Origin of the sequence: Ensifer sp. ENS09 (genome assembly GCF_014852425.1) — a bacterium.
Taxonomy (GTDB): Bacteria; Pseudomonadota; Alphaproteobacteria; order Rhizobiales; family Rhizobiaceae; genus Ensifer.
The window spans coordinates 911,489-928,198 of record NZ_JACVBP010000002.1 but is presented as its reverse complement, the minus strand read 5'-3'; the positions used below and the strand labels follow the sequence as shown (position 1 = coordinate 928,198).

The 16,710-nt window shown below is 63.8% G+C and carries 16 protein-coding genes; 8 read left to right on the top strand and 8 right to left on the bottom strand.

The annotated features are described in order from the left end of the window. Window position 1 precedes the first annotated feature (1 nt). Window positions 2–466 carry a carboxymuconolactone decarboxylase family protein gene (locus IB267_RS12615; RefSeq protein WP_192447919.1) on the top strand — a complete coding sequence of 155 codons (465 nt, stop codon included), beginning with the start codon at window positions 2–4 and terminating at the stop codon, window positions 464–466. Window positions 467–566: 100 nt separating this feature from the next. On the opposite strand, the gene IB267_RS12610 is transcribed toward IB267_RS12615, so the two are convergent. Together IB267_RS12610 and IB267_RS12605 are read right to left on the bottom strand one after the other, a co-directional pair. Then, the gene (locus IB267_RS12610; RefSeq protein WP_034797123.1) at window positions 567–1,202 is read right to left on the bottom strand and encodes a YitT family protein; all 636 of its coding nucleotides are present in this window, start codon (window positions 1,200–1,202) and stop codon (window positions 567–569) included. Window positions 1,203–1,308: 106 nt separating this feature from the next. Beyond that, window positions 1,309–2,247, bottom strand: a complete 939-nt coding sequence (locus IB267_RS12605; RefSeq protein ID WP_192447918.1) for a methyltransferase — start codon at window positions 2,245–2,247, stop codon at window positions 1,309–1,311. A 162-nt stretch (window positions 2,248–2,409) separates the two neighbouring features. Here IB267_RS12605 and IB267_RS12600 point away from each other — a divergent pair, with 162 nt between their 5' ends. The 3 genes from IB267_RS12600 (at window position 2,410) to IB267_RS12590 (ending at window position 4,860) form a co-directional block, all read left to right on the top strand. Next, entirely contained in the window at window positions 2,410–2,676 is a 267-nt protein-coding gene (locus tag IB267_RS12600; RefSeq protein ID WP_034797119.1) for a DUF6460 domain-containing protein, read from the top strand. 2 nt (window positions 2,677–2,678) lie between these two features. Continuing rightward, complete coding sequence (locus IB267_RS12595; protein ID WP_192447917.1) at window positions 2,679–3,182, top strand: CAP domain-containing protein; 504 nt, start codon at window positions 2,679–2,681, stop codon at window positions 3,180–3,182. A gap of 322 nt (window positions 3,183–3,504) precedes the next feature. Continuing rightward, window positions 3,505–4,860: an MATE family efflux transporter gene (locus tag IB267_RS12590; protein ID WP_192447916.1), complete on the top strand. Its 1,356-nt coding sequence runs from the start codon at window positions 3,505–3,507 to the stop codon at window positions 4,858–4,860. Here the strand turns inward: IB267_RS12590 and IB267_RS12585 are convergent. Both IB267_RS12585 and IB267_RS12580 read right to left on the bottom strand, forming a co-directional pair. After that, the gene (locus IB267_RS12585; protein WP_192447915.1) at window positions 4,836–5,921 is read right to left on the bottom strand and encodes a quinone-dependent dihydroorotate dehydrogenase; all 1,086 of its coding nucleotides are present in this window, start codon (window positions 5,919–5,921) and stop codon (window positions 4,836–4,838) included. The genes IB267_RS12590 and IB267_RS12585 overlap by 25 nt on opposite strands. Continuing rightward, the gene (locus IB267_RS12580) at window positions 5,918–6,265 is read right to left on the bottom strand and encodes a DUF952 domain-containing protein (RefSeq protein WP_192447914.1); all 348 of its coding nucleotides are present in this window, start codon (window positions 6,263–6,265) and stop codon (window positions 5,918–5,920) included. The genes IB267_RS12585 and IB267_RS12580 overlap by 4 nt, the downstream gene beginning before the upstream one ends. A 169-nt stretch (window positions 6,266–6,434) precedes the next feature. Between IB267_RS12580 and IB267_RS12575 the strand changes: the two genes are divergently transcribed. Next, complete coding sequence (locus IB267_RS12575) at window positions 6,435–6,854, top strand: hypothetical protein (protein ID WP_192447913.1); 420 nt, start codon at window positions 6,435–6,437, stop codon at window positions 6,852–6,854. Window positions 6,855–6,935: 81 nt separating this feature from the next. Continuing rightward, on the top strand, window positions 6,936–7,586 hold the full coding sequence (locus tag IB267_RS12570) for a response regulator transcription factor (protein ID WP_192447912.1): 651 nt from the start codon (window positions 6,936–6,938) through the stop codon (window positions 7,584–7,586). A gap of 63 nt (window positions 7,587–7,649) precedes the next feature. On the opposite strand, the gene IB267_RS12565 is transcribed toward IB267_RS12570, so the two are convergent. After that, window positions 7,650–11,153, bottom strand: a complete 3,504-nt coding sequence (locus tag IB267_RS12565) for a PAS domain-containing hybrid sensor histidine kinase/response regulator (protein ID WP_192447911.1) — start codon at window positions 11,151–11,153, stop codon at window positions 7,650–7,652. A 260-nt stretch (window positions 11,154–11,413) separates the two neighbouring features. Between IB267_RS12565 and mscL the strand changes: the two genes are divergently transcribed. Further along, complete coding sequence (gene mscL, locus IB267_RS12560) at window positions 11,414–11,842, top strand: large conductance mechanosensitive channel protein MscL (RefSeq protein ID WP_043613162.1); 429 nt, start codon at window positions 11,414–11,416, stop codon at window positions 11,840–11,842. Window positions 11,843–12,047: 205 nt separating this feature from the next. Continuing rightward, window positions 12,048–13,214 (top strand): pyridoxal phosphate-dependent aminotransferase, encoded by a 1,167-nt coding sequence (locus IB267_RS12555; RefSeq protein ID WP_192447910.1) that lies wholly within the window; start codon window positions 12,048–12,050, stop codon window positions 13,212–13,214. A gap of 33 nt (window positions 13,215–13,247) precedes the next feature. Here the strand turns inward: IB267_RS12555 and IB267_RS12550 are convergent, their stop codons facing one another. From IB267_RS12550 to IB267_RS12540, 3 genes are all read right to left on the bottom strand, one after another. Beyond that, window positions 13,248–13,556 carry a chorismate mutase family protein gene (locus tag IB267_RS12550; RefSeq protein WP_192447909.1) on the bottom strand — a complete coding sequence of 103 codons (309 nt, stop codon included), beginning with the start codon at window positions 13,554–13,556 and terminating at the stop codon, window positions 13,248–13,250. Window positions 13,557–14,007: 451 nt separating this feature from the next. Further along, window positions 14,008–15,012: a cytochrome d ubiquinol oxidase subunit II gene (cydB, locus tag IB267_RS12545; protein ID WP_192447908.1), complete on the bottom strand. Its 1,005-nt coding sequence runs from the start codon at window positions 15,010–15,012 to the stop codon at window positions 14,008–14,010. Continuing rightward, a complete protein-coding gene (locus IB267_RS12540; RefSeq protein ID WP_192447907.1) occupies window positions 15,002–16,429 on the bottom strand; it encodes a cytochrome ubiquinol oxidase subunit I in 1,428 nt (475 codons plus the stop codon). Before IB267_RS12540 ends, cydB begins: the two co-directional genes overlap by 11 nt. Between the last annotated feature and the right edge of the window lie 281 nt (window positions 16,430–16,710).

Genomic DNA, 16,710 nt, shown 5'->3' with positions numbered 1-16,710 from the left:
CATGCAGCCGCGTTTCAACTTCGTCAAAGCCGCTCCCGATGCCTACAAGGCCGCGGCCGCCTTCGACAGCTACATCATCAAGGAATCGGGCCTGGAGCCGCGCCTGATCCATCTGATCAAGCTGCGCGCCTCGCAGATCAACGGCTGCGCCTATTGCATCGACATGCATGTGAAGGAAGCGCGACACACCGGCATGAGCGAGCAGTGGATCCACCTGATTTGCGCCTGGCGGGAATCGCCGATCTATGACGCGCGCGAACGCGCCGTGCTCGCCTGGACGGAATCGCTGACCAACCTTGCCCAGACCGGCGCGCCCGACGCGGATTTCGAGCCGCTGCGCGCGCACTTCAGCGAAGCCGAGATTACCAAGATCACGATGGCGATCGGCGTCATCAATGTCTGGAATCGCGTCGCCGTCGGCCTGCGTTCGCAGCATCCGGTCGATCAGCCGGTCAAGGCCGCCTGATATCCAGTGAGGAAGCTCCAGCTAGCCCCGAGGTCCGCTTCGGGGCTAGCTGCTCTGCATCCTAGAGCGTCCTTGCGCGTTCCGGTGAACGCACGGCGCTCTAGAGCGCGATGTAACGATCAGCGCGGTGGTTGATGGCCACGAACAGGTTCAAGACGACTGCGCCGAGCACCGACCAGGCGACGACCGTGGGCGATGTCACGCCGAAGGCGAAGACGAGCACGACCATGTCGATCGCAAGCTGCACGAGGCCGGCGCGAATGCCGAAACGCTCCTGCAGGTAGATGCCGAGAATGCCGACGCCGCCGAGGCTGGCGCGGTGGCGATAGAGCGCCAGGAGGCCGTAGCCAAGCAGTAGGCCGCCGAGTAGCGCCGCCCAGGCCGGCTGGATCGTGCCGATCTGGAAGAGGCGCGACTGGATGTCCGTCAGGAACGAGGTCACGCCGATGGCGATGAAGGTCTTGACCGTGAAGGCCGGGCCGAGCCGTTTCAGCGAAAGATAGAAGAAGGGCAGGTTCAGCAGGAAGAAGGCGAGGCCAAAGTTGATGCCGAAAGCGTAATGCAGGAGGAAGGCGACGCCGGCCGTGCTGCCGGTCAGCAGGCCGGCGCTTGCGAGGAAATAGAGGCCGAGCGCTGCGATCAGGCTGCCGGTAAAGATGCCCTGCAGATCCTCGACGGCGGAATGCCGGGTCGGGCTGGTGTTCCAGAGACCGAAAACGCTGCTGATCTGGGCCATGGCAAATCCTCGATTGCGATGGCTTGAGCAATGCTGCAACGCACAACAACAATCAAGAAAAATATGTCAGTTATGCTGACCTATTTTTGCGACTCTGCCTTGCGTTTTATGCAGGCTTGCGCGCCAGGAACAGGATGCCGAACACCGGCGCGCCGGCATCCATGCGGATGGCGGTGCGCTCCACCGCCAGCAGAGTGAGCCGATGTGCCTTACAGAGGCCGCGGACATAGGCTTCGCCATGGGCGTAGCGCAGCGACGGCCGCAGCAGGAACTCCTCGGCATCGCCGGCGTCTTCCACCGAGAAGGCGAAGTAGCCATCTGGTGCGAGCAGCCGGGTGGTGATGTCGAAAACACTGTCGAGATTGCCGAGATACATAAGCACGTCGGCGGCGCTGACGAGGTCGGCCCGGGCGGGCGCGAAGTTGCCGAAGATGCCGGAGGCATCAGGAGAAAGAGAAAGGTCGGCGCGGGCCAGCCGATCGTAGGTGGATTTCGCCTCGGCCTTGGCGAGCATATTGATGGAGATGTCGAAACCTTCGAGGAACTGTGCCTGATCCCGGATGCGCTCGCCAAAAAGGCCGGTGCCGCAGCCGAGATCCGTCACATGCTCGAAGATGAGGCCCCCGGTGTGGCTTTGGATCAGCGCCGCGAGCTTCTGCGGCACTGTGTAACCGAGCTTCTCCACCAGGGCCTTGTCGAAGCGGTCCGCATAGTCGTCGAAGAGGCGCTCGACATAGAGGCTCGGCGGCTGTTCGGGCATGGCGGCAGCGCCGAGCAGCGCCAGTTTCAGGCCGGCGCCGAAGATATCCTGGGGGCTGAGCGCCAGCGTTTTCCTCAGCGCGTCGATCGCCGCCTCTTTCCGGCCAGATTTTTCCTCATAGTCCGCGAGCCGAAACCAGCCGGCTGCCCAGTTGGGCGCCTGCTCCAGCGCTTGCGCCATGAGTTCGGCCGCACTTGCGGGCTCGCCGCCCTCGGCAAGCATTTTTGCGTAGTCGGCACGGCGGTCGGCGATCAGGTCGCCGGAGGAGAGCTGGTTGAGCGTCATCAATGTGAGATGTTGGTTGCGATCAGCGCTTCTGACGCCGGATGCCGCAAAATACAAGCGGAATCTGGCGCGATCGGCAGCCCGAGCCGTGCCCGCCGGGGCCAGCGACTTGCGACGCTGCCGATCGCGGCTTATGTGAAGACAAACAGGAGAAGTTCGCTGATGTCGGACGGAATGAACAGATTCTTGGGTGACTCGCCGCTGCGCGTGCTGGTCAAGCTCATCGTGGTGTCGATCCTCGTCGGCTTCGTGATGAGGATGTTCGGCTGGTATCCGACCGATATCTACTTCGCCGTCCGCAACTTCCTGCTCGACCTCTGGTACACCGGCTTTGCAGCGCTTGGCCGGGTGGGCGACTACCTGTTGCTTGGCGCGGTGATCGTCGTGCCGGCCTTCGTCATCCTGCGCGTCCTGAACTTTCGGCGATGACGATGCAGGACCGTTTTCTTCTGATCGAACGCCGCGGCCTGCTCCGCGCGACCGCCATCCTGTCGCTCGGCGCGCTCGCCGGCTGCAACACGTCCAAGGTGCTGATGCCCGAAAGCGGCACCGGCAGCGACCAGACCGCAGCGAGCCTCGGCTATGTCAACAAGCTGCGCAAGGGCAAGGGCCTGACCGAACTCGTCGCCGACCATGCGGCGTCCGTCGCGGCGATGCACCAGGCGGCGCGCATGGCCAAGGCCGGCAAGATGCAGCACCTGATCGGCTGGAACGACAGTTTCTACGATCGCATGAAGGGCCAGGGCGTGACGCTTCCGGCCGCTGAAAACATTGCCGTGGGCCAGGACGACGCCGAGCGCGCCTATGACGCCTGGTACAGGTCGCCCAAGCATCTCGAAAACATGCTCGGCAAATATCGCGGCCTCGGCGTCGCCGTCGCCCAGAACGACGCCTCCGGCAACCGTCCCTTCTGGGCCATGGTGCTTTCGGGCTGACAGGCTTCCAGCAGTTCGCAGCCGCTCCTGTGAGATTTGCCGCTGATCCCTCTGCCGGGACCTTCTTCCCGTTATGACGGGAGAAGGGGACGCGCGGCACCCTCTACATCAACCACTCGATCGAACCGCTTCTCGCTTTCTCGGGGATGCGGCGCTGCTCTATTGGCACGTCCCCTCTCCCCGCAGGCGGAAAGAGGGCGGGCCATCTCATGCGCTAACACACGCAAGGTTTCCCGGTCGGCAGCGGCAAATGCCACCTTGCATCCCCCCATGCTCATTCCCTAAAACGGTCATCTCTCACCGACCACGCCCGGACCGTTCGATGACCGCCTCTTCCGCCTCGCCGAGCGACGCTGCCGGCCCCTTTCACGTCACCCATCGGCTGATCCTGACGATCGCATTGCCGATGACGCTCGGCTTTCTGACGACGCCTCTGCTTGGTCTCGTCGATACCGCCGTTGTCGGACGCATGGGGCAGGCGACCTTGCTGGCGGGTCTTGCGGTTGGGGCCATCCTGTTTGACCTGATCTTCACCACCTTCAACTTCCTGCGGGCAGCGACCACGGGTTTGGTTGCACAGGCCTATGGCCGCGGCGATCGGCGCGAGCAGCAGGCGGTGTTTTGGCGATCGCTGATCATCGCGCTCGTTTGCGGCACGGTCAGCCTTTTCCTTTCGCCGTTGCTTCTGAACGGCGGCCTCTGGTTGATGGGGCCGGAGCCCGAGGTAGCCGGCGTCACCAGCACCTATTTTCTCTGTCGCATCCTTTCTGCACCGGCGGCGCTTGCCAACTACGCCATCCTCGGCTTCGTGCTCGGCCGCGGCGAGGGCACCATCGGCCTGATGTTGCAGACGCTGATCAACGGCATCAACATCGTGCTGTCGATCCTGCTCGGCCTGGTGTTCGGCTGGGGCGTGATGGGGGTGGCGTTGGCGACCGTGACCGGCGAAGTGATCGGCGCGCTCGTTGGCTTCGCCATCGTCTATGGCCGCTTCGACAGCAGGGATGCGCCAAGCTGGGCCGAGATCTTCGACCGCGAACGACTGAAGCCGCTCTTCGGCCTCAACCGCGACATCATGATCCGCTCGTTCCTGCTTCTGGCAGCCTTCACGCTGATGACCCGCATCGGCACTGCCTTCGGGCCGGTGACGCTTGCGGCCAATGCGGTGTTGATGACGATTTTCCTCGTTGCCGGCTACTATCTCGACGGCCTCGCCAATGCGGCGGAACAGCTCATCGGACGCTCGATCGGCGCCGGTTACCGCCCGGCCTTCGATCGCGCACTCCGGCTGACGGCCGCCTGGTCACTGGGGCTCGCGCTGGTGACGACCGTCGCCTTCCTGCTGTTCGGTGACGGGCTCATCGATCTCCTGACCACGGCGCCGGATGTGCGCGCGGCGGCTTACGAATATCTGCCCTGGGCGGCGGTGACCGCGATGACCGGCGCGCTCGCCTTCCTGATGGACGGCGTCTTCATCGGCGCCACCTGGTCGCGCGAGATGCGCAACATGATGCTGGCGGCCTTTGTCGGCTATGCCGCAGCACTCGCCGTGCTGGTCCCCGCCTTCGGCAATCACGGCCTGTGGGCGGGGCTCAACCTGTTCCTGCTGATGCGGGGGCTGTTGCTGTTGTCGCGGATCCCGATGAAGGCGCGTCAGACGTTCTTGCCGGCCCAGTAGTCGAGACGGCTGTCGCGGATATCGCGGATCGAGGTGAGCCGCTCGCGATCGCAGAGATCCGAGAGGCCACGTACGATGCGGCCGGGCAGGGCCGGCCCTTCATAGACCATGCAGGAATAGAGCTGCACGAGGTCGGCGCCGGCGCGGATCTTCTCTGCCGCGGTTTCGGCCGAGCTGACGCCGCCGACGCCGATGATCGGCAGCTTCGGGCCGACGCGCTTGCGCATGCGGGCAAGCACGGCCGTCGACTTATCAAAGAGTGGCTTGCCCGAGAGGCCGCCGGACTCCTTCGCCTGGGCCTGGTCCTTGAGACCGTCGCGCGAAAGCGTCGTGTTGGAGACGATCAGGCCGTCGAGATCGTGCGCCAGCACTTCGGCGGCGATGTCGTCCATTCCTTCTTCGGTGAGATCGGGCGCGATCTTCAGGAAGACCGGCACGCGCCGATTGCTCCTCAGTGCCTCTTCGTCGCGCGCCGACAACACGGCTGACAGCAGGGCGGCGAGGCTTTCGCGCGCCTGCAGGTCGCGCAGGCCCGGCGTATTCGGCGAGGAGATGTTGGCAGTGAAATAGCGGGCGACCGAGTAGAAGGTATGGATGCCGCCCACATAGTCGGCGATACGGTCGGCGCTGTCCTTGTTGGCGCCGATGTTGACGCCGATCAGCGCATCGCGCGAACAGGCCTTCAGTCGCGCCAGCGCTGCGCCATGACCTTCATTGTTGAAGCCGAGGCGGTTGATCACCGCCTCATCCTCGACGAGCCGGAAGATGCGCGGCTTGTCGTTGCCGGCCTGCGGCTTCGGCGTGACGGTGCCGATCTCGGTGAAGCCGAAGCCGATCTTCAGAAGCGCTTCCGGTACCTCGGCATTCTTGTCGTAGCCGGCCGCCATGCCGATCGGGTTTGGAAAAACGATGCCGGCGACCGTCTGAGAGAGCCGCTTGTCGGCCTTGGCAGGACAGTTCGGTACAAGCCCGGTCTTCAATGCCTTGATCGAAAGGCCGTGCGCAGCTTCCGGGTCGAAGAGGAAAAGGCCGCGGCGGGCAAGGCTGGTCAGCGGGTTCATGCATCAAGTTCCGGGAAGATATGCGCGCCATCGGCGCCGAGCGGCAGTGGTTTTTCCCAGACGACGGCCGATAGGAAGAGGGGGGCATAGAGATGCGGAAAGAGGGCGCCGCCACGTGAGGGTTCATAGACCAGTTCTTCGCCGAGCGCATCGCCGTCGACGGCGACCAGCAGCAGGTCTACCTGTCCCTCGAAATAGCGCGCCGCCGTCTCGACCACCTGTTCGCCGGTCGAAAAATGGACGTAACCGTCGGCGAGATCGACGGGCGCGCCGTCGAAGCGTCCGCTGCGCTTGGCTTCCTGCCACAGCGATGCCGGAACGATTTTGTAGATGATGGAACCCATGGTGCCCGTCTGTCCCCGTAATTTTCTGTCGTGGCCTTGCCGTAAATATCGGCGATTGTCCATCGCAGAAGGACGACGATTCGCGCATAATCCGCGGTGAAGACCGATTTCGCTCTTCTCGTTCGCGCACAGATCACGTCCCGGCAAGGATCGTAACGGAGAAGATGTCATGAAAAACGCTGTTGCCATACTTCTGTTCGGCACCGGATTGGCTCTGGCCGGCGGCGCCAGCGCACAGGATCCGGCCCCCGGGCGCTACAGCATGCAGAAGTCCGAGACCGGCATCGCCCGGCTCGATACCCAGACCGGCGAGGTGTCGCTGTGCCAGGAGAAGGACGGCCAGTTGGTCTGCCGCATGGCCGCCGACGAGCGGGCCGCCTTCGAACAGGAATTGGACCTCCTGACGAAGCGGGTCGAGGCCTTGGAAAAGACGGCCAAGGCCGGTGAAAGTGTCGCAAAACAGGACCTTCAGGCTGAGGAAGAGATTGACCGCGCAATGGGCATCATGGAAAGAATGATGCGTAGGTTCATGGATATCGTGAAGGATCTCGAAGGCAGCGACTCCACTCAGGAGCCGCAGAAGACCTGAGTTGCCGGATCGGCCATGCGGGATGCGGATCGGCGCATGGGGGCGCGCAGATTTCAGCCCGGGCTCTTGGGAGGGAGCAGCATGACACCGCACATGACCATCATCATCGCGGACGACCATCCGCTGTTTCGCGGCGCGATGCGCCAGGCGCTGAGCGGCGTGGACGGCGCGCCTGCCATCGTCGAAGCTGGCGATTTCGCAGCCGCGCGCAAGGCGGCGGCGGACAACCCTGACGCCGACCTCATGCTGCTGGACCTGACCATGCCCGGCGTCAGCGGGCTCTCTGGTCTGATCGCTCTTCGCGCCGAATTTCCGAGCCTGCCGGTCATGGTGGTGTCGGCCCATGACGACCCGGCGACGATCCATCGCGCGCTCGATCTCGGCGCGTCCGGCTTTCTTTCGAAATCGGCTGGCATCGAGGAAATCCGCGAGGGGATCGAGAAGGTGATGGCCGGCGAGGTCTTCGTTCCCGCGGGTTACGACCAGGCGCAGGAATACGAGCCTGAAGTTGCCGATCTGCTCCAGCGCCTGCAGACCTTGACGCCGCAGCAATCCCGCGTCCTCAGCATGCTCGGCGAGGGCCTGCTCAACAAGCAGATCGCTTACGAACTCGGCGTCTCCGAGGCGACGATCAAGGCGCATGTCTCGGCGATCCTCTTAAAGCTCAATGTCGACAGCCGCACCCAGGCGGTCATTCAGCTTTCGAAGATCGGCACCGTCGCCGCCGCCTGATACGGCCCGCTTTGACTTTGTGATATCCCCTTGTTTCAGGCGGCTCCGAAATGCGGGAGCCGTTCATTCCGCAGCGGTTCGTGCCGCCGTCGAAAGCTGCGTCAGCCAGGCGCGCATAGCCGCCGGGCGCACCGGCTTGTTCTGGATCGCGATGCCGTCGCGTTCGGCCGCGGCGCGCACCTCCGGCGAACGGTCGGCGGTCACCAGCAGCGCCGGCGTCGCTTCGCCGGTCGATGCCCGGATGCGCGCGACCGCCTCGATGCCGGTCCCGTCGTCGAGATGGTAGTCGGCGATGACGGCATGCGGTTTCTCGCCGGGTTGGGCACTGAATTCGGAACAGGCAGCCAGCGATTCCGCCGTGCTGACGATGCAGCCCCAGCCGGAAAGCAGCACCCGCATGCCCTCGAGGATCCGCGGCTCGTTGTCAATGCACAGCACCCGCAGGCCGTTCAGCGCCTCGCTTGCCTTGCTCTGTGGCACCGGACGGACAGCGACGCGCTCGCCGGCGCTGGCATCGAGCGGTAGGGTCACCTTGAAGCCCGTGCCCTTGCCGGGCGTCGATTGCAGGCTGACCGGATGGTTGAGCACGCGCGAGATGCGGTCGACGATCGAAAGACCGAGCCCAAGACCGGAGGCCGTGCGGGCGCCTTCGTCCAGTCGGGCGAATTCCTTGAAGACGGTGCGGAACTTCGACTGGGGAATACCGATGCCGGAATCGAGCACCTCGATCGTCGCCATGGCGCCATGCCTGCGCACCCCGACGAGCACCTTGCCGGCCAGCGTGTACTTGATCGCGTTGGAGACGAGGTTCTGGACGACGCGGCGCAGCAGGTTCGGATCACTGCGCACGACAAGCGATGTCGGCATGATGATGAGTTCGAGATCCTTGGCTCGCGCCATCGGGGCAAAATCGGTCTCGATCCTTCTAAGCAATTCGTTGAGCGGGACGGATTGTATCCGCGCCTTCATGGCGCCGGTGTCGAGGCGTGAAATGTCGAGCACGGCGCCAAGAATGGCCTCGACCGATTCCAGCGAGGAATCGATGTTTTCGACCAGCGTGCTGTTGTCGGATTCACCGAGCCGCTCGACGAGCGACGAGGAGTAGAGGCGGGCGGCGTTGAGCGGCTGCAGGATGTCGTGGCCGGCGGCGGCAAAGAACCGCGTCTTGCCGATATTGGCCTCGTCCGCGGCCGCGCGCGCCTCGGCGAGTTCCCGGTTCACCCGGGTCAGTTCGCCGGTGCGCTCGGCCACGCGCAGTTCCAGCGTCTCGTTCGCCTGCTTCAACGCCATGTCGGCGGCGACGCGCTGGGTGATGTCGGTGTAGGTGGTGACGATGCCCTTGTCGGGCATGGCGTTGGTCCGCACTTCGATGATCCGCTCGCCGTTGCCAAGTTCGAGCAGGAAGGGTTTGTCGAGCGTCAGGAAATTGGCGATCAGCCCCTTTTCCTGATCCTTGCGAATGTCACCGCGCTTGGTGAGGATCGAGACGATATCGGCAAGCGGGAAGCCGACCTGGCCGGCCGCTTCCGGCAGGTCGAGAAGCTGGCGGAAGCGCCGGTTCCAGATGATCAGGTTGTTGGCATTGTCGAAGACGGCGATGCCCTGGTCCATCTGCGAGAGCGCGGTCTGCAGCATATCCTGATTGTATTGCAGTGCCTCGCTCGCCTGGTCGAGCAGCCAGGCCGTCTCGGACGAGGTGTCGTCGCCGCGCTGCAGCGCGAGCGAAAGCACCAGCCGCGCCGAGGACGAGCCGATGGCGCTGCCGAGCAACTGCTCGGAGAAATGCACGACCGCCATGTCGGCGGGCGCGTTGTCGTCCAGCCAACGGCCGGTCTGGCGCTCATAGGTATGGAAGGAGCGCTGCATGCGCTCGGCGCCCATGTAGCGCGCGATCGTTGCCTTGAGGTCACGCACGGTAACCTTGGTCTTGCGACCGCGAAAGGCGCCTTCGGTGCGCGACCGCCGGGTGATGAATACGCCGGCCTGGAAGCGTTCGATCGGCTTCGGCGTGCGGGTCAGCGATCCGAGAACATAGGTGGCGCAGTTGACGAGCAGGCTGAGCGTCGTGGCGTTCACCAGCGGGTCCGCATCGGGACCTGAGAACAGGTCGGTGAACGGCAGAAGGAAGCTCAGCACCGTCGTTGCCACATGGGAATTGTCGGGTCCGCCGAGGCTCGGAAGGAAGAGCAGATAGGCCCAGACGAGAAAGCCCGAGACCATGCCGGTGATCGCGCCGCGGGCATTGGCCTGGCGCCAGACAAGGCCGCCCAGCAGCGCCGGCGCCATCTGCGAGATCGCGACGAAGGAGAGCAGCCCGAGCGAGGCGAGGCCGGCGCTGATGTCGGCGGAGCGATAGTAGGCGTAGCCGAGCAGAAGCACGGCGAAGATTGCGGAGCGTCGGATGTTGAGCAGCGTTCCCGCGAGGTTTTCCTGCAAGCCGCCGCGCTGGCTGAGGTTGCGGCGCAGGAACACCGGCATGACGATGTCGTTGGAGATCATGATCGACAGCGCGACGGACGCGACGATCACCATCGCGGTCGCCGCTGAAAAGCCGCCGATGAAGGTGATCAGCGTCAGCACCGGCAGACCGTTGGCGAGCGGCAGCGTCAAGAGATAGAGGTCGGCGTCGCCGGAGCCGGAGAATGTGAGGATGCCGGCAATGGCGATCGGCAGCACGAAGAGATTGATGCCGATCAGGTACAACGGAAAGAGGATGCCGGCGGTACGTAGCTCGCCTTCGGTGCGGTTTTCGACGACCGTCACATGGAACTGCCTGGGCAGCATGATGATCGCAAAGGCGGACGTGACGATCAACAGCACCCAGCGCGCTATCGGGGTCTCGTAGGAAAGCGCCGACTGCACCGCAGGGCTTTGCGCGGCCAGAGACCACAGGTGAGCCGGGCCGTTGAAAATGACGAAGACGATGTAGAAGCCGGCGGTGACGAGCGCCACCAGCTTGACCAGCGATTCCATCGCGATCGCGAGGATCAGTCCGTCCTGGTGCTCGGTCGCATCCGTATGGCGCGTGCCGAAGACGATGGCAAAGCAGGCGAGGAAGAGCGTGACCAGCAGCGGCAGGTCGATGAAGCTTTGCCCGGCGCCGATGCCGTAGTCGCTGGTGTTGATCATGGCGGCGACCGAACTCGAGATCGCCTTCAGCTGCAGCGCGATATAGGGAATGGCGCCGACCAGCGAAATCAGCGCGACGATCGCGGCCACGGCTGGGTTTTTGCCGTAACGCGCGGCAATGAAGTCGGCGACCGATGTCAGCTTCTCGGTCTTGGCGAGCCGTATGATCTTGCGGATCAGCGGCATGCCGAGCGTGAACATCAGGATCGGGCCGATATAGATGCCGGTGAATTCGAGCCCGCGTTCGGCCGCAAGCCCGATGCCGCCGAAATAGGTCCAGGAGGTGCAGTAGATGGCAAGGCTCAGCGCATAGACGAGCGGCCTGCCTTTCAGCGCAGCGCTGTTCCTCCTGGCCCGCCGGTCGCCATAGCTCGCCACTGCAAACAGCAGCAGCAGATAGGCGAAGGCCGAGGCAAAGATGACCGAACCCGAAAGCATGCCTCACTCCTCCAGGGCGGAGCATAGGGCAAGTCCGCCGGGTTGAGAATTGCCCTCGCATGAGTCTTAAGTTCAAGGCTCGACACGAGAAATCGGTGTGCAGCGCCGGCTGCCTTCCCGTTCCTGCTCTATCCGGTGCTAATTGATCAAAGGCAAAGAAAGGTTTTCTCGCTGCCCGCTTTGGTTTAGTTTCCGTAAACGCTTGCAGCGCGGGACAGCGCCGCCGGCCGTTTTCAAACGGGGATAATACGGAGAGATTTATGCTGAATGAGTTCAAGGAGTTTATTGCCCGCGGGAACGTGATGGATCTCGCGGTCGGTGTCATCATCGGCGCAGCCTTCAACAAGATCGTGACGTCGGTCGTCGAAGACCTGGTCATGCCGATCGTCGGTGCGCTCACCGGTGGCGGTTTCGATTTCTCCAATTACTTCCTGCCGCTTTCGGCCAACGTGACGGCCACGTCTCTCGCCGCCGCCCGCCAGCAGGGCGCCGTGTTTGCCTACGGCAACTTCATTACCGTGCTGATCAACTTCCTGATCCTTGCCTGGATCATCTTCCTGATGATCAAGGCGGTGAACCGCATGCGCGCTTCGATGGAAAAGAAGAAGGACGAAGCGCCGGCCGCACCGCCGCCGGAAGACATTCTGCTGCTCTCGGAAATCCGCGACCTGCTGAAGCAGCGCGCCTGAGTTTTTCTTCGCGGCCCCGGCTTTGCCGGGGCCGCGAAACATCACAAAAATCGATAAATCGGTCAGATAAAGTCGCGTGATCGCCCCGGCGAAAGCGGCTAGAAGCAACGGGCAAACCGGAGCGGTCCATTTCGCTCTAGTCCATTGGAATCTTTCATGATGATTCAGGCGGCAGCCTGCGCCATCGTGCATCCGGAGCCCGCCGATGACCACGCTTGCCACCATCAGCCCCCGCGCGCTTTCCGCGCCCGAAAGCGGTATCGTCGAGGTGGTGAACTATGCCCGCGGGCGCGATGGCCTGATCCCGCTCTGGGTGGGCGAGGGCGACCTGCCGACCCCTGCCTTCATCAGCGATGTCGCACGCGATGCGCTTGCCGCCGGCGAGACCTTCTATACCTGGCAGCGCGGCATCCCGCCGCTGCGCGAGGCGCTGTCGCGCTACTATCAGCGCCGCTTCCAGAAGACGCTTTCGCCCGAGCATTTCTACGTCGTCGGCTCCGGCATGCAGGCGATCAAGCTGTCTATCGAGGCGATCGCCTCGCCCGGCGACGAGATGGTGCTGTTGACGCCGGCCTGGCCTAACTTTGCCGCCGCCGCCGATCTCTCCGGCGTCCGGCCGGTTTCGGTCGAGTTGCGCTTCGAACACGGCAAGTGGCAGCTCGATCTCGATCGGCTGCAGGCGGCGATCGGCCCCAAGACCAAGGCGCTGTTCATCAACACCCCCTCGAACCCGACCGGCTGGACCGCGACCCGCGAGGAACTGGCCGCGATCCTGGCGCTGGCGCGCAGGCACGGGCTCTGGATCATCGCCGACGAGATCTACGCGCTCTATTATTATGGCGGCGCCCGCGCGCCGTCCTTCCTCGACGTGATGGAGGAAGGCGACCGCATCCTCTTCGTCAATTCCTTCTCGAAGAATTGGTCGATGACCGGCTGGCGCGTCGGCTGGATCGTCGCCCCACCGGAAATCGGCCAGGTGCTCGAAAACCTGGTGCAGTATTCGACCTCGGGCGTCGCCCAGTTCCTGCAGCGGGGTGCTGTCGCAGCACTCGACGAGGGCGACGCCTTTGTCGATGCCAATGTCGCCAAGGCGGCAAAGAACCGTGACGTCTTCTGCGACGCGCTGATCGCCACCAACCGGGTGGAAACGCTGAAGCCCGACGGTGCGCTCTACGCGTTCCTGAAGATTGACGGCGTCACGGATTCGCGCGCAGCGGCAATCGACATCGTCGACAAGACCGGTGTCGGCCTGGCGCCGGGAACGGCGTTCGGCGACGGCGGCTCGCTGTTCATGCGCGCCTGCTTCCTGCGCGACCCGGGCCATGTGAAGGAAGCGGCGGACCGTCTCCAGGGTTACATTCTCGGGCGCTGACGGCCGTAGGCCGAAAGATCGGCGACGGCGATGTTATTCGTCGCCGGTTTCGCCGAGCAGCCTCTGCTCGTGGGCGATCGCGTGGCCAATCAGCCGTGCCCAGATGTCTTCGTAAAAATCAGGATCAAGATTGACGCGCGCGGCGTTCTTGCGGGCATTCTCGCGCACTTCCATCACCCGCGCCGGAATGTCGGCCTTCAGCTTCAGCGGCGCCTTGATCTCGGCGGCGCGGTCGATATAGCCCCAACGCTCGGCAAACAGCGCCATCAGCGCCTGGTCGAGCCGGTCGATCTCCGCTCGCACGTCGGCCATGGTTTCGCATTGCGCGGGGGTCTTCTGCATCTGTCTCGTCCAATTGCCTGGGGCGCAGCCAGCGCGGGCCAGGATGTTCGAGCGTCCCTCGGCTCTCAGCAAGCGGGGCGCTTCTGCGGCGCACTGCTAACAAACGGCGAGCTGTCTTGGAAGGGGCAACAGGGTCGCAGCCGGCGACCCCTCGAGGTGGTCACCTCCGCAGGCGATCGCTTTGCAGGGGAGGAGGGTGCGGTCCTGTCTCCGTCTGCGGCGATCGCCTGCTGACGTGTTAAAGGGAAGTTAGCCGGCCAAGCTTGAGCGAGGCTTTTTAGAGCGGGATGCGGAAAAGTGCTGCGGTTTTCCGCCCGGATCCCACTCCAATGGATCGACTATGTTCCGATCATCAGCTTGATCGCAAGGCCGACGACGGTGACGGCCGCCACCCCCGCGCACCAGAGACCGACGAACCAGAGAAGCTTGCGGCCTGTACCCGTCTCGCTGGTCAATGGTAGCCCTCCTCCGGGTCGACCTTGCCGCGGAACACCCAATAGGCATAGGCGGTATAGGCGAGAATGATCGGCACCAGCACCAGAGCGCCGGCAAGCAGGAAGGAGAGGCTCTCCTCAGGGGCCGCCGCATCCCAGATCGTCAGCGATGGCGGCACCATATAGGGGTAGAAGCTGATGCCGATACCGGCATAGCCGAGCACGAAGAGGCCGAGTGCGGAGATGAACGGCCGGCTGTCGTGGCGATTGCGGATGCCCGAGATCAGCGCATAGAGGCAGCCGAGAACGAGCGCCGGCACGATGACGCTGAAGATCGCCGTCGGAAAGCTGAACCAGCGGTCGAGATATTGCGGCTCCAGGAACGGCGTCCACAGGCTGACGATACCCATCGCGGCCACGGTGGCGAAGGAGCATTTGAGCGCGAGGTCGCGAGCCCGATCGGCAAGGTCGCCATGGGTCTTCATCACCAGCCAGGTGGCGCCGAGCAGCGCATAGCCGACGACGACGGCAATGCCGGTCATGATCGAGAACGGCGTCAGCCAGTCCCACCAGCCGCCGACATAGGCACGGTTCTCGACCGGAATGCCCTGGACGAGGGCGCCGAGCGTGATGCCTTGCGCAAAGGCCGCCAGCATCGAGCCGCCGGAGAAGGCCCAGTTCCACAGATATTCGGCCCGGCGCGTACGCCAGCGATATTCGAAGGCGACGCCGCGGAAGATGAGGCCGATGACCATGGCGATGATGGGGGCGTAAAGCGCCGGCAGGATGGTCGCGTACGCCAGCGGAAACACCGCCATCAGGCCGCCGCCGCCGAGTACCAGCCAGGTCTCGTTGCCGTCCCAGACCGGAGCGACGGAATTCATCATCACGTCGCGGTCGTGCTTCTCTGGAAAAAACGGGAAGAGAATGCCGACGCCGAGGTCGAAGCCGTCGAGAATGACATAGGCGAGCACCGCAAAGGCGATGATGCCGGCCCAGATGAACGGCAGATCAAGCTCCATGATGGCCTCCCTTGATGTTTGCATGGCTGGCGTGAGTGGCGGGGCCCGGCATGATGCCGGAACTGCGCAATGGTCCTTCGCCGAGCTCCGGCATCGGATCGCGCGGCAACCGCGCCATCAGGCGCAGGATGTAGAAGGTGCCGGCGCCGAAGACGAAGAAGTAGACGATGATGAAGGCGATCAGCGAGGCGGCGACGGCGGGTGCCGCGATCGGCGCCACCGAGTTTGCCGTCAGCAGGTGGCCGTAGACCGTATAGGGCTGGCGGCCGACTTCGGTCGTGACCCACCCGGCGAGCACGGCGACGAATCCGGCAGGCCCCATGGCGATCGCGGCACGGTGCAGCCAGACATTGCTGTCGAGCGTGCCGCGATAGCGACACCAGAGCGACCAGAGCCCGATGCCGAGCATGGTGAAGCCGAGGCCGACCATCACCCGGAACGACCAGAACACGATGCCGACGGGCGGATGCAGCTCCTCGGGGATCGTATCGAGCCCGGCAAGCGGCGCGTTGAGGTCGTGCTTCAGGATCAGGCTCGAAAGCTTCGGGACCTCGATCGCATAGTCGACGCGCTTTTCAGGCGAGTTCGGAATGCCGAAGAGGATGAGCGGCGCACCGTCCGGATGGCTCTGGTAGTGTCCCTCCATCGCCATCACCTTGGCCGGCTGGTGTTCCAGTGTGTTGAGCCCGTGCATGTCGCCGGCAAAGATCTGGATCGGCGCGACGATCGCCGCCATCCACATCGCCATCGAGAACATCTTTCGCGCCCGCCGTGGCGCCGTCTTGCGGATCAGGTGCCAGGCGCCGCAGGCACCGACGACGAAGGCCGTCGTGAGATAGGCGGCCAAAACCATGTGGGTGAGGCGATAGGGGAAGGACGGGTTGAAGACGATCGCCCACCAGTCGACCGGGACGAATTGGCCTGCCTCGTTCATCGCAAAGCCCGCCGGCGTCTGCATCCAGGAGTTCGCCGAAAGGATCCAGGTGGCCGAAATCAGCGTGCCGATGGCGACCATGGCGGTTGCGAAGAAATGCAGCTTCGGCCCGACGCGGTTGAGGCCGAACAGCATGACGCCGAGAAAGCCTGCTTCGAGGAAGAAGGCGGTCAGCACCTCATAGCCCATCAGCGGCCCGATGATCGGCCCGGCCTTGTCGGAAAAGACGCTCCAGTTGGTGCCGAACTGGTAGGACATGACGATGCCGGAGACGACGCCCATGCCGAATGCGACGGCAAAGATCGTCTTCCAGAAATTGAAGAGCTCGAGATAGACCTCGTCCTTCTTCCACAGCCACAACCCTTCGAGCACCGCGAGGTAGCTCGCAAGCCCGATGGAAAAGGCGGGGAAGATGATGTGGAAGGAAACGGTGAAGGCAAACTGGAAGCGAGCGAGCAGGGTCGCATCGAAGCTCTCAAACACGGGCGCAATCCTTTCAGACATACGGACGCGACGCGTCGCTGACGCGTGGGCCGCAATGCTCTGGCTGCTGCATCATTCGTCCGGTGATCGATCGTCGATCAGGGGACCTATCTTGGCCTCTGGCCGAGGCAAATCCTTGGGTTGCGCCGGCTTTTCAGCATGCACTTGAATCTGCGCCAAATTTGCCAAACGTCAATGACGGCGCGTCCGCCACGTTGTCACACTGCGGCAATGTTGCGCTGCGGCATATTGGAGCGCGCCGCGCGGACGCCGGTGGGCGC

Excerpts from the sequence above, each read along its gene's own strand:
- IB267_RS12570 (WP_192447912.1), top strand. The coding sequence starts at position 6,936 with ATGACACCGCACATGACCATCATCATCGCGGACGACCATCCGCTGTTT.
- IB267_RS12565 (WP_192447911.1), bottom strand. The coding sequence starts at position 11,153 with ATGCTTTCGGGTTCGGTCATCTTTGCCTCGGCCTTCGCCTATCTGCTG.
- IB267_RS12595 (WP_192447917.1), top strand. The coding sequence starts at position 2,679 with ATGCAGGACCGTTTTCTTCTGATCGAACGCCGCGGCCTGCTCCGCGCG.
- IB267_RS12550 (WP_192447909.1), bottom strand. The coding sequence starts at position 13,556 with ATGCAGAAGACCCCCGCGCAATGCGAAACCATGGCCGACGTGCGAGCG.
- IB267_RS12585 (WP_192447915.1), bottom strand. The coding sequence starts at position 5,921 with ATGAACCCGCTGACCAGCCTTGCCCGCCGCGGCCTTTTCCTCTTCGAC.
- IB267_RS12575 (WP_192447913.1), top strand. The coding sequence starts at position 6,435 with ATGAAAAACGCTGTTGCCATACTTCTGTTCGGCACCGGATTGGCTCTG.
- IB267_RS12555 (WP_192447910.1), top strand. The coding sequence starts at position 12,048 with ATGACCACGCTTGCCACCATCAGCCCCCGCGCGCTTTCCGCGCCCGAA.
- cydB (WP_192447908.1), bottom strand. The coding sequence starts at position 15,012 with ATGGAGCTTGATCTGCCGTTCATCTGGGCCGGCATCATCGCCTTTGCG.
- IB267_RS12610 (WP_034797123.1), bottom strand. The coding sequence starts at position 1,202 with ATGGCCCAGATCAGCAGCGTTTTCGGTCTCTGGAACACCAGCCCGACC.
- IB267_RS12600 (WP_034797119.1), top strand. The coding sequence starts at position 2,410 with ATGTCGGACGGAATGAACAGATTCTTGGGTGACTCGCCGCTGCGCGTG.
- mscL (WP_043613162.1), top strand. The coding sequence starts at position 11,414 with ATGCTGAATGAGTTCAAGGAGTTTATTGCCCGCGGGAACGTGATGGAT.
- IB267_RS12590 (WP_192447916.1), top strand. The coding sequence starts at position 3,505 with ATGACCGCCTCTTCCGCCTCGCCGAGCGACGCTGCCGGCCCCTTTCAC.
- IB267_RS12615 (WP_192447919.1), top strand. The coding sequence starts at position 2 with ATGCAGCCGCGTTTCAACTTCGTCAAAGCCGCTCCCGATGCCTACAAG.
- IB267_RS12605 (WP_192447918.1), bottom strand. The coding sequence starts at position 2,247 with ATGACGCTCAACCAGCTCTCCTCCGGCGACCTGATCGCCGACCGCCGT.
- IB267_RS12580 (WP_192447914.1), bottom strand. The coding sequence starts at position 6,265 with ATGGGTTCCATCATCTACAAAATCGTTCCGGCATCGCTGTGGCAGGAA.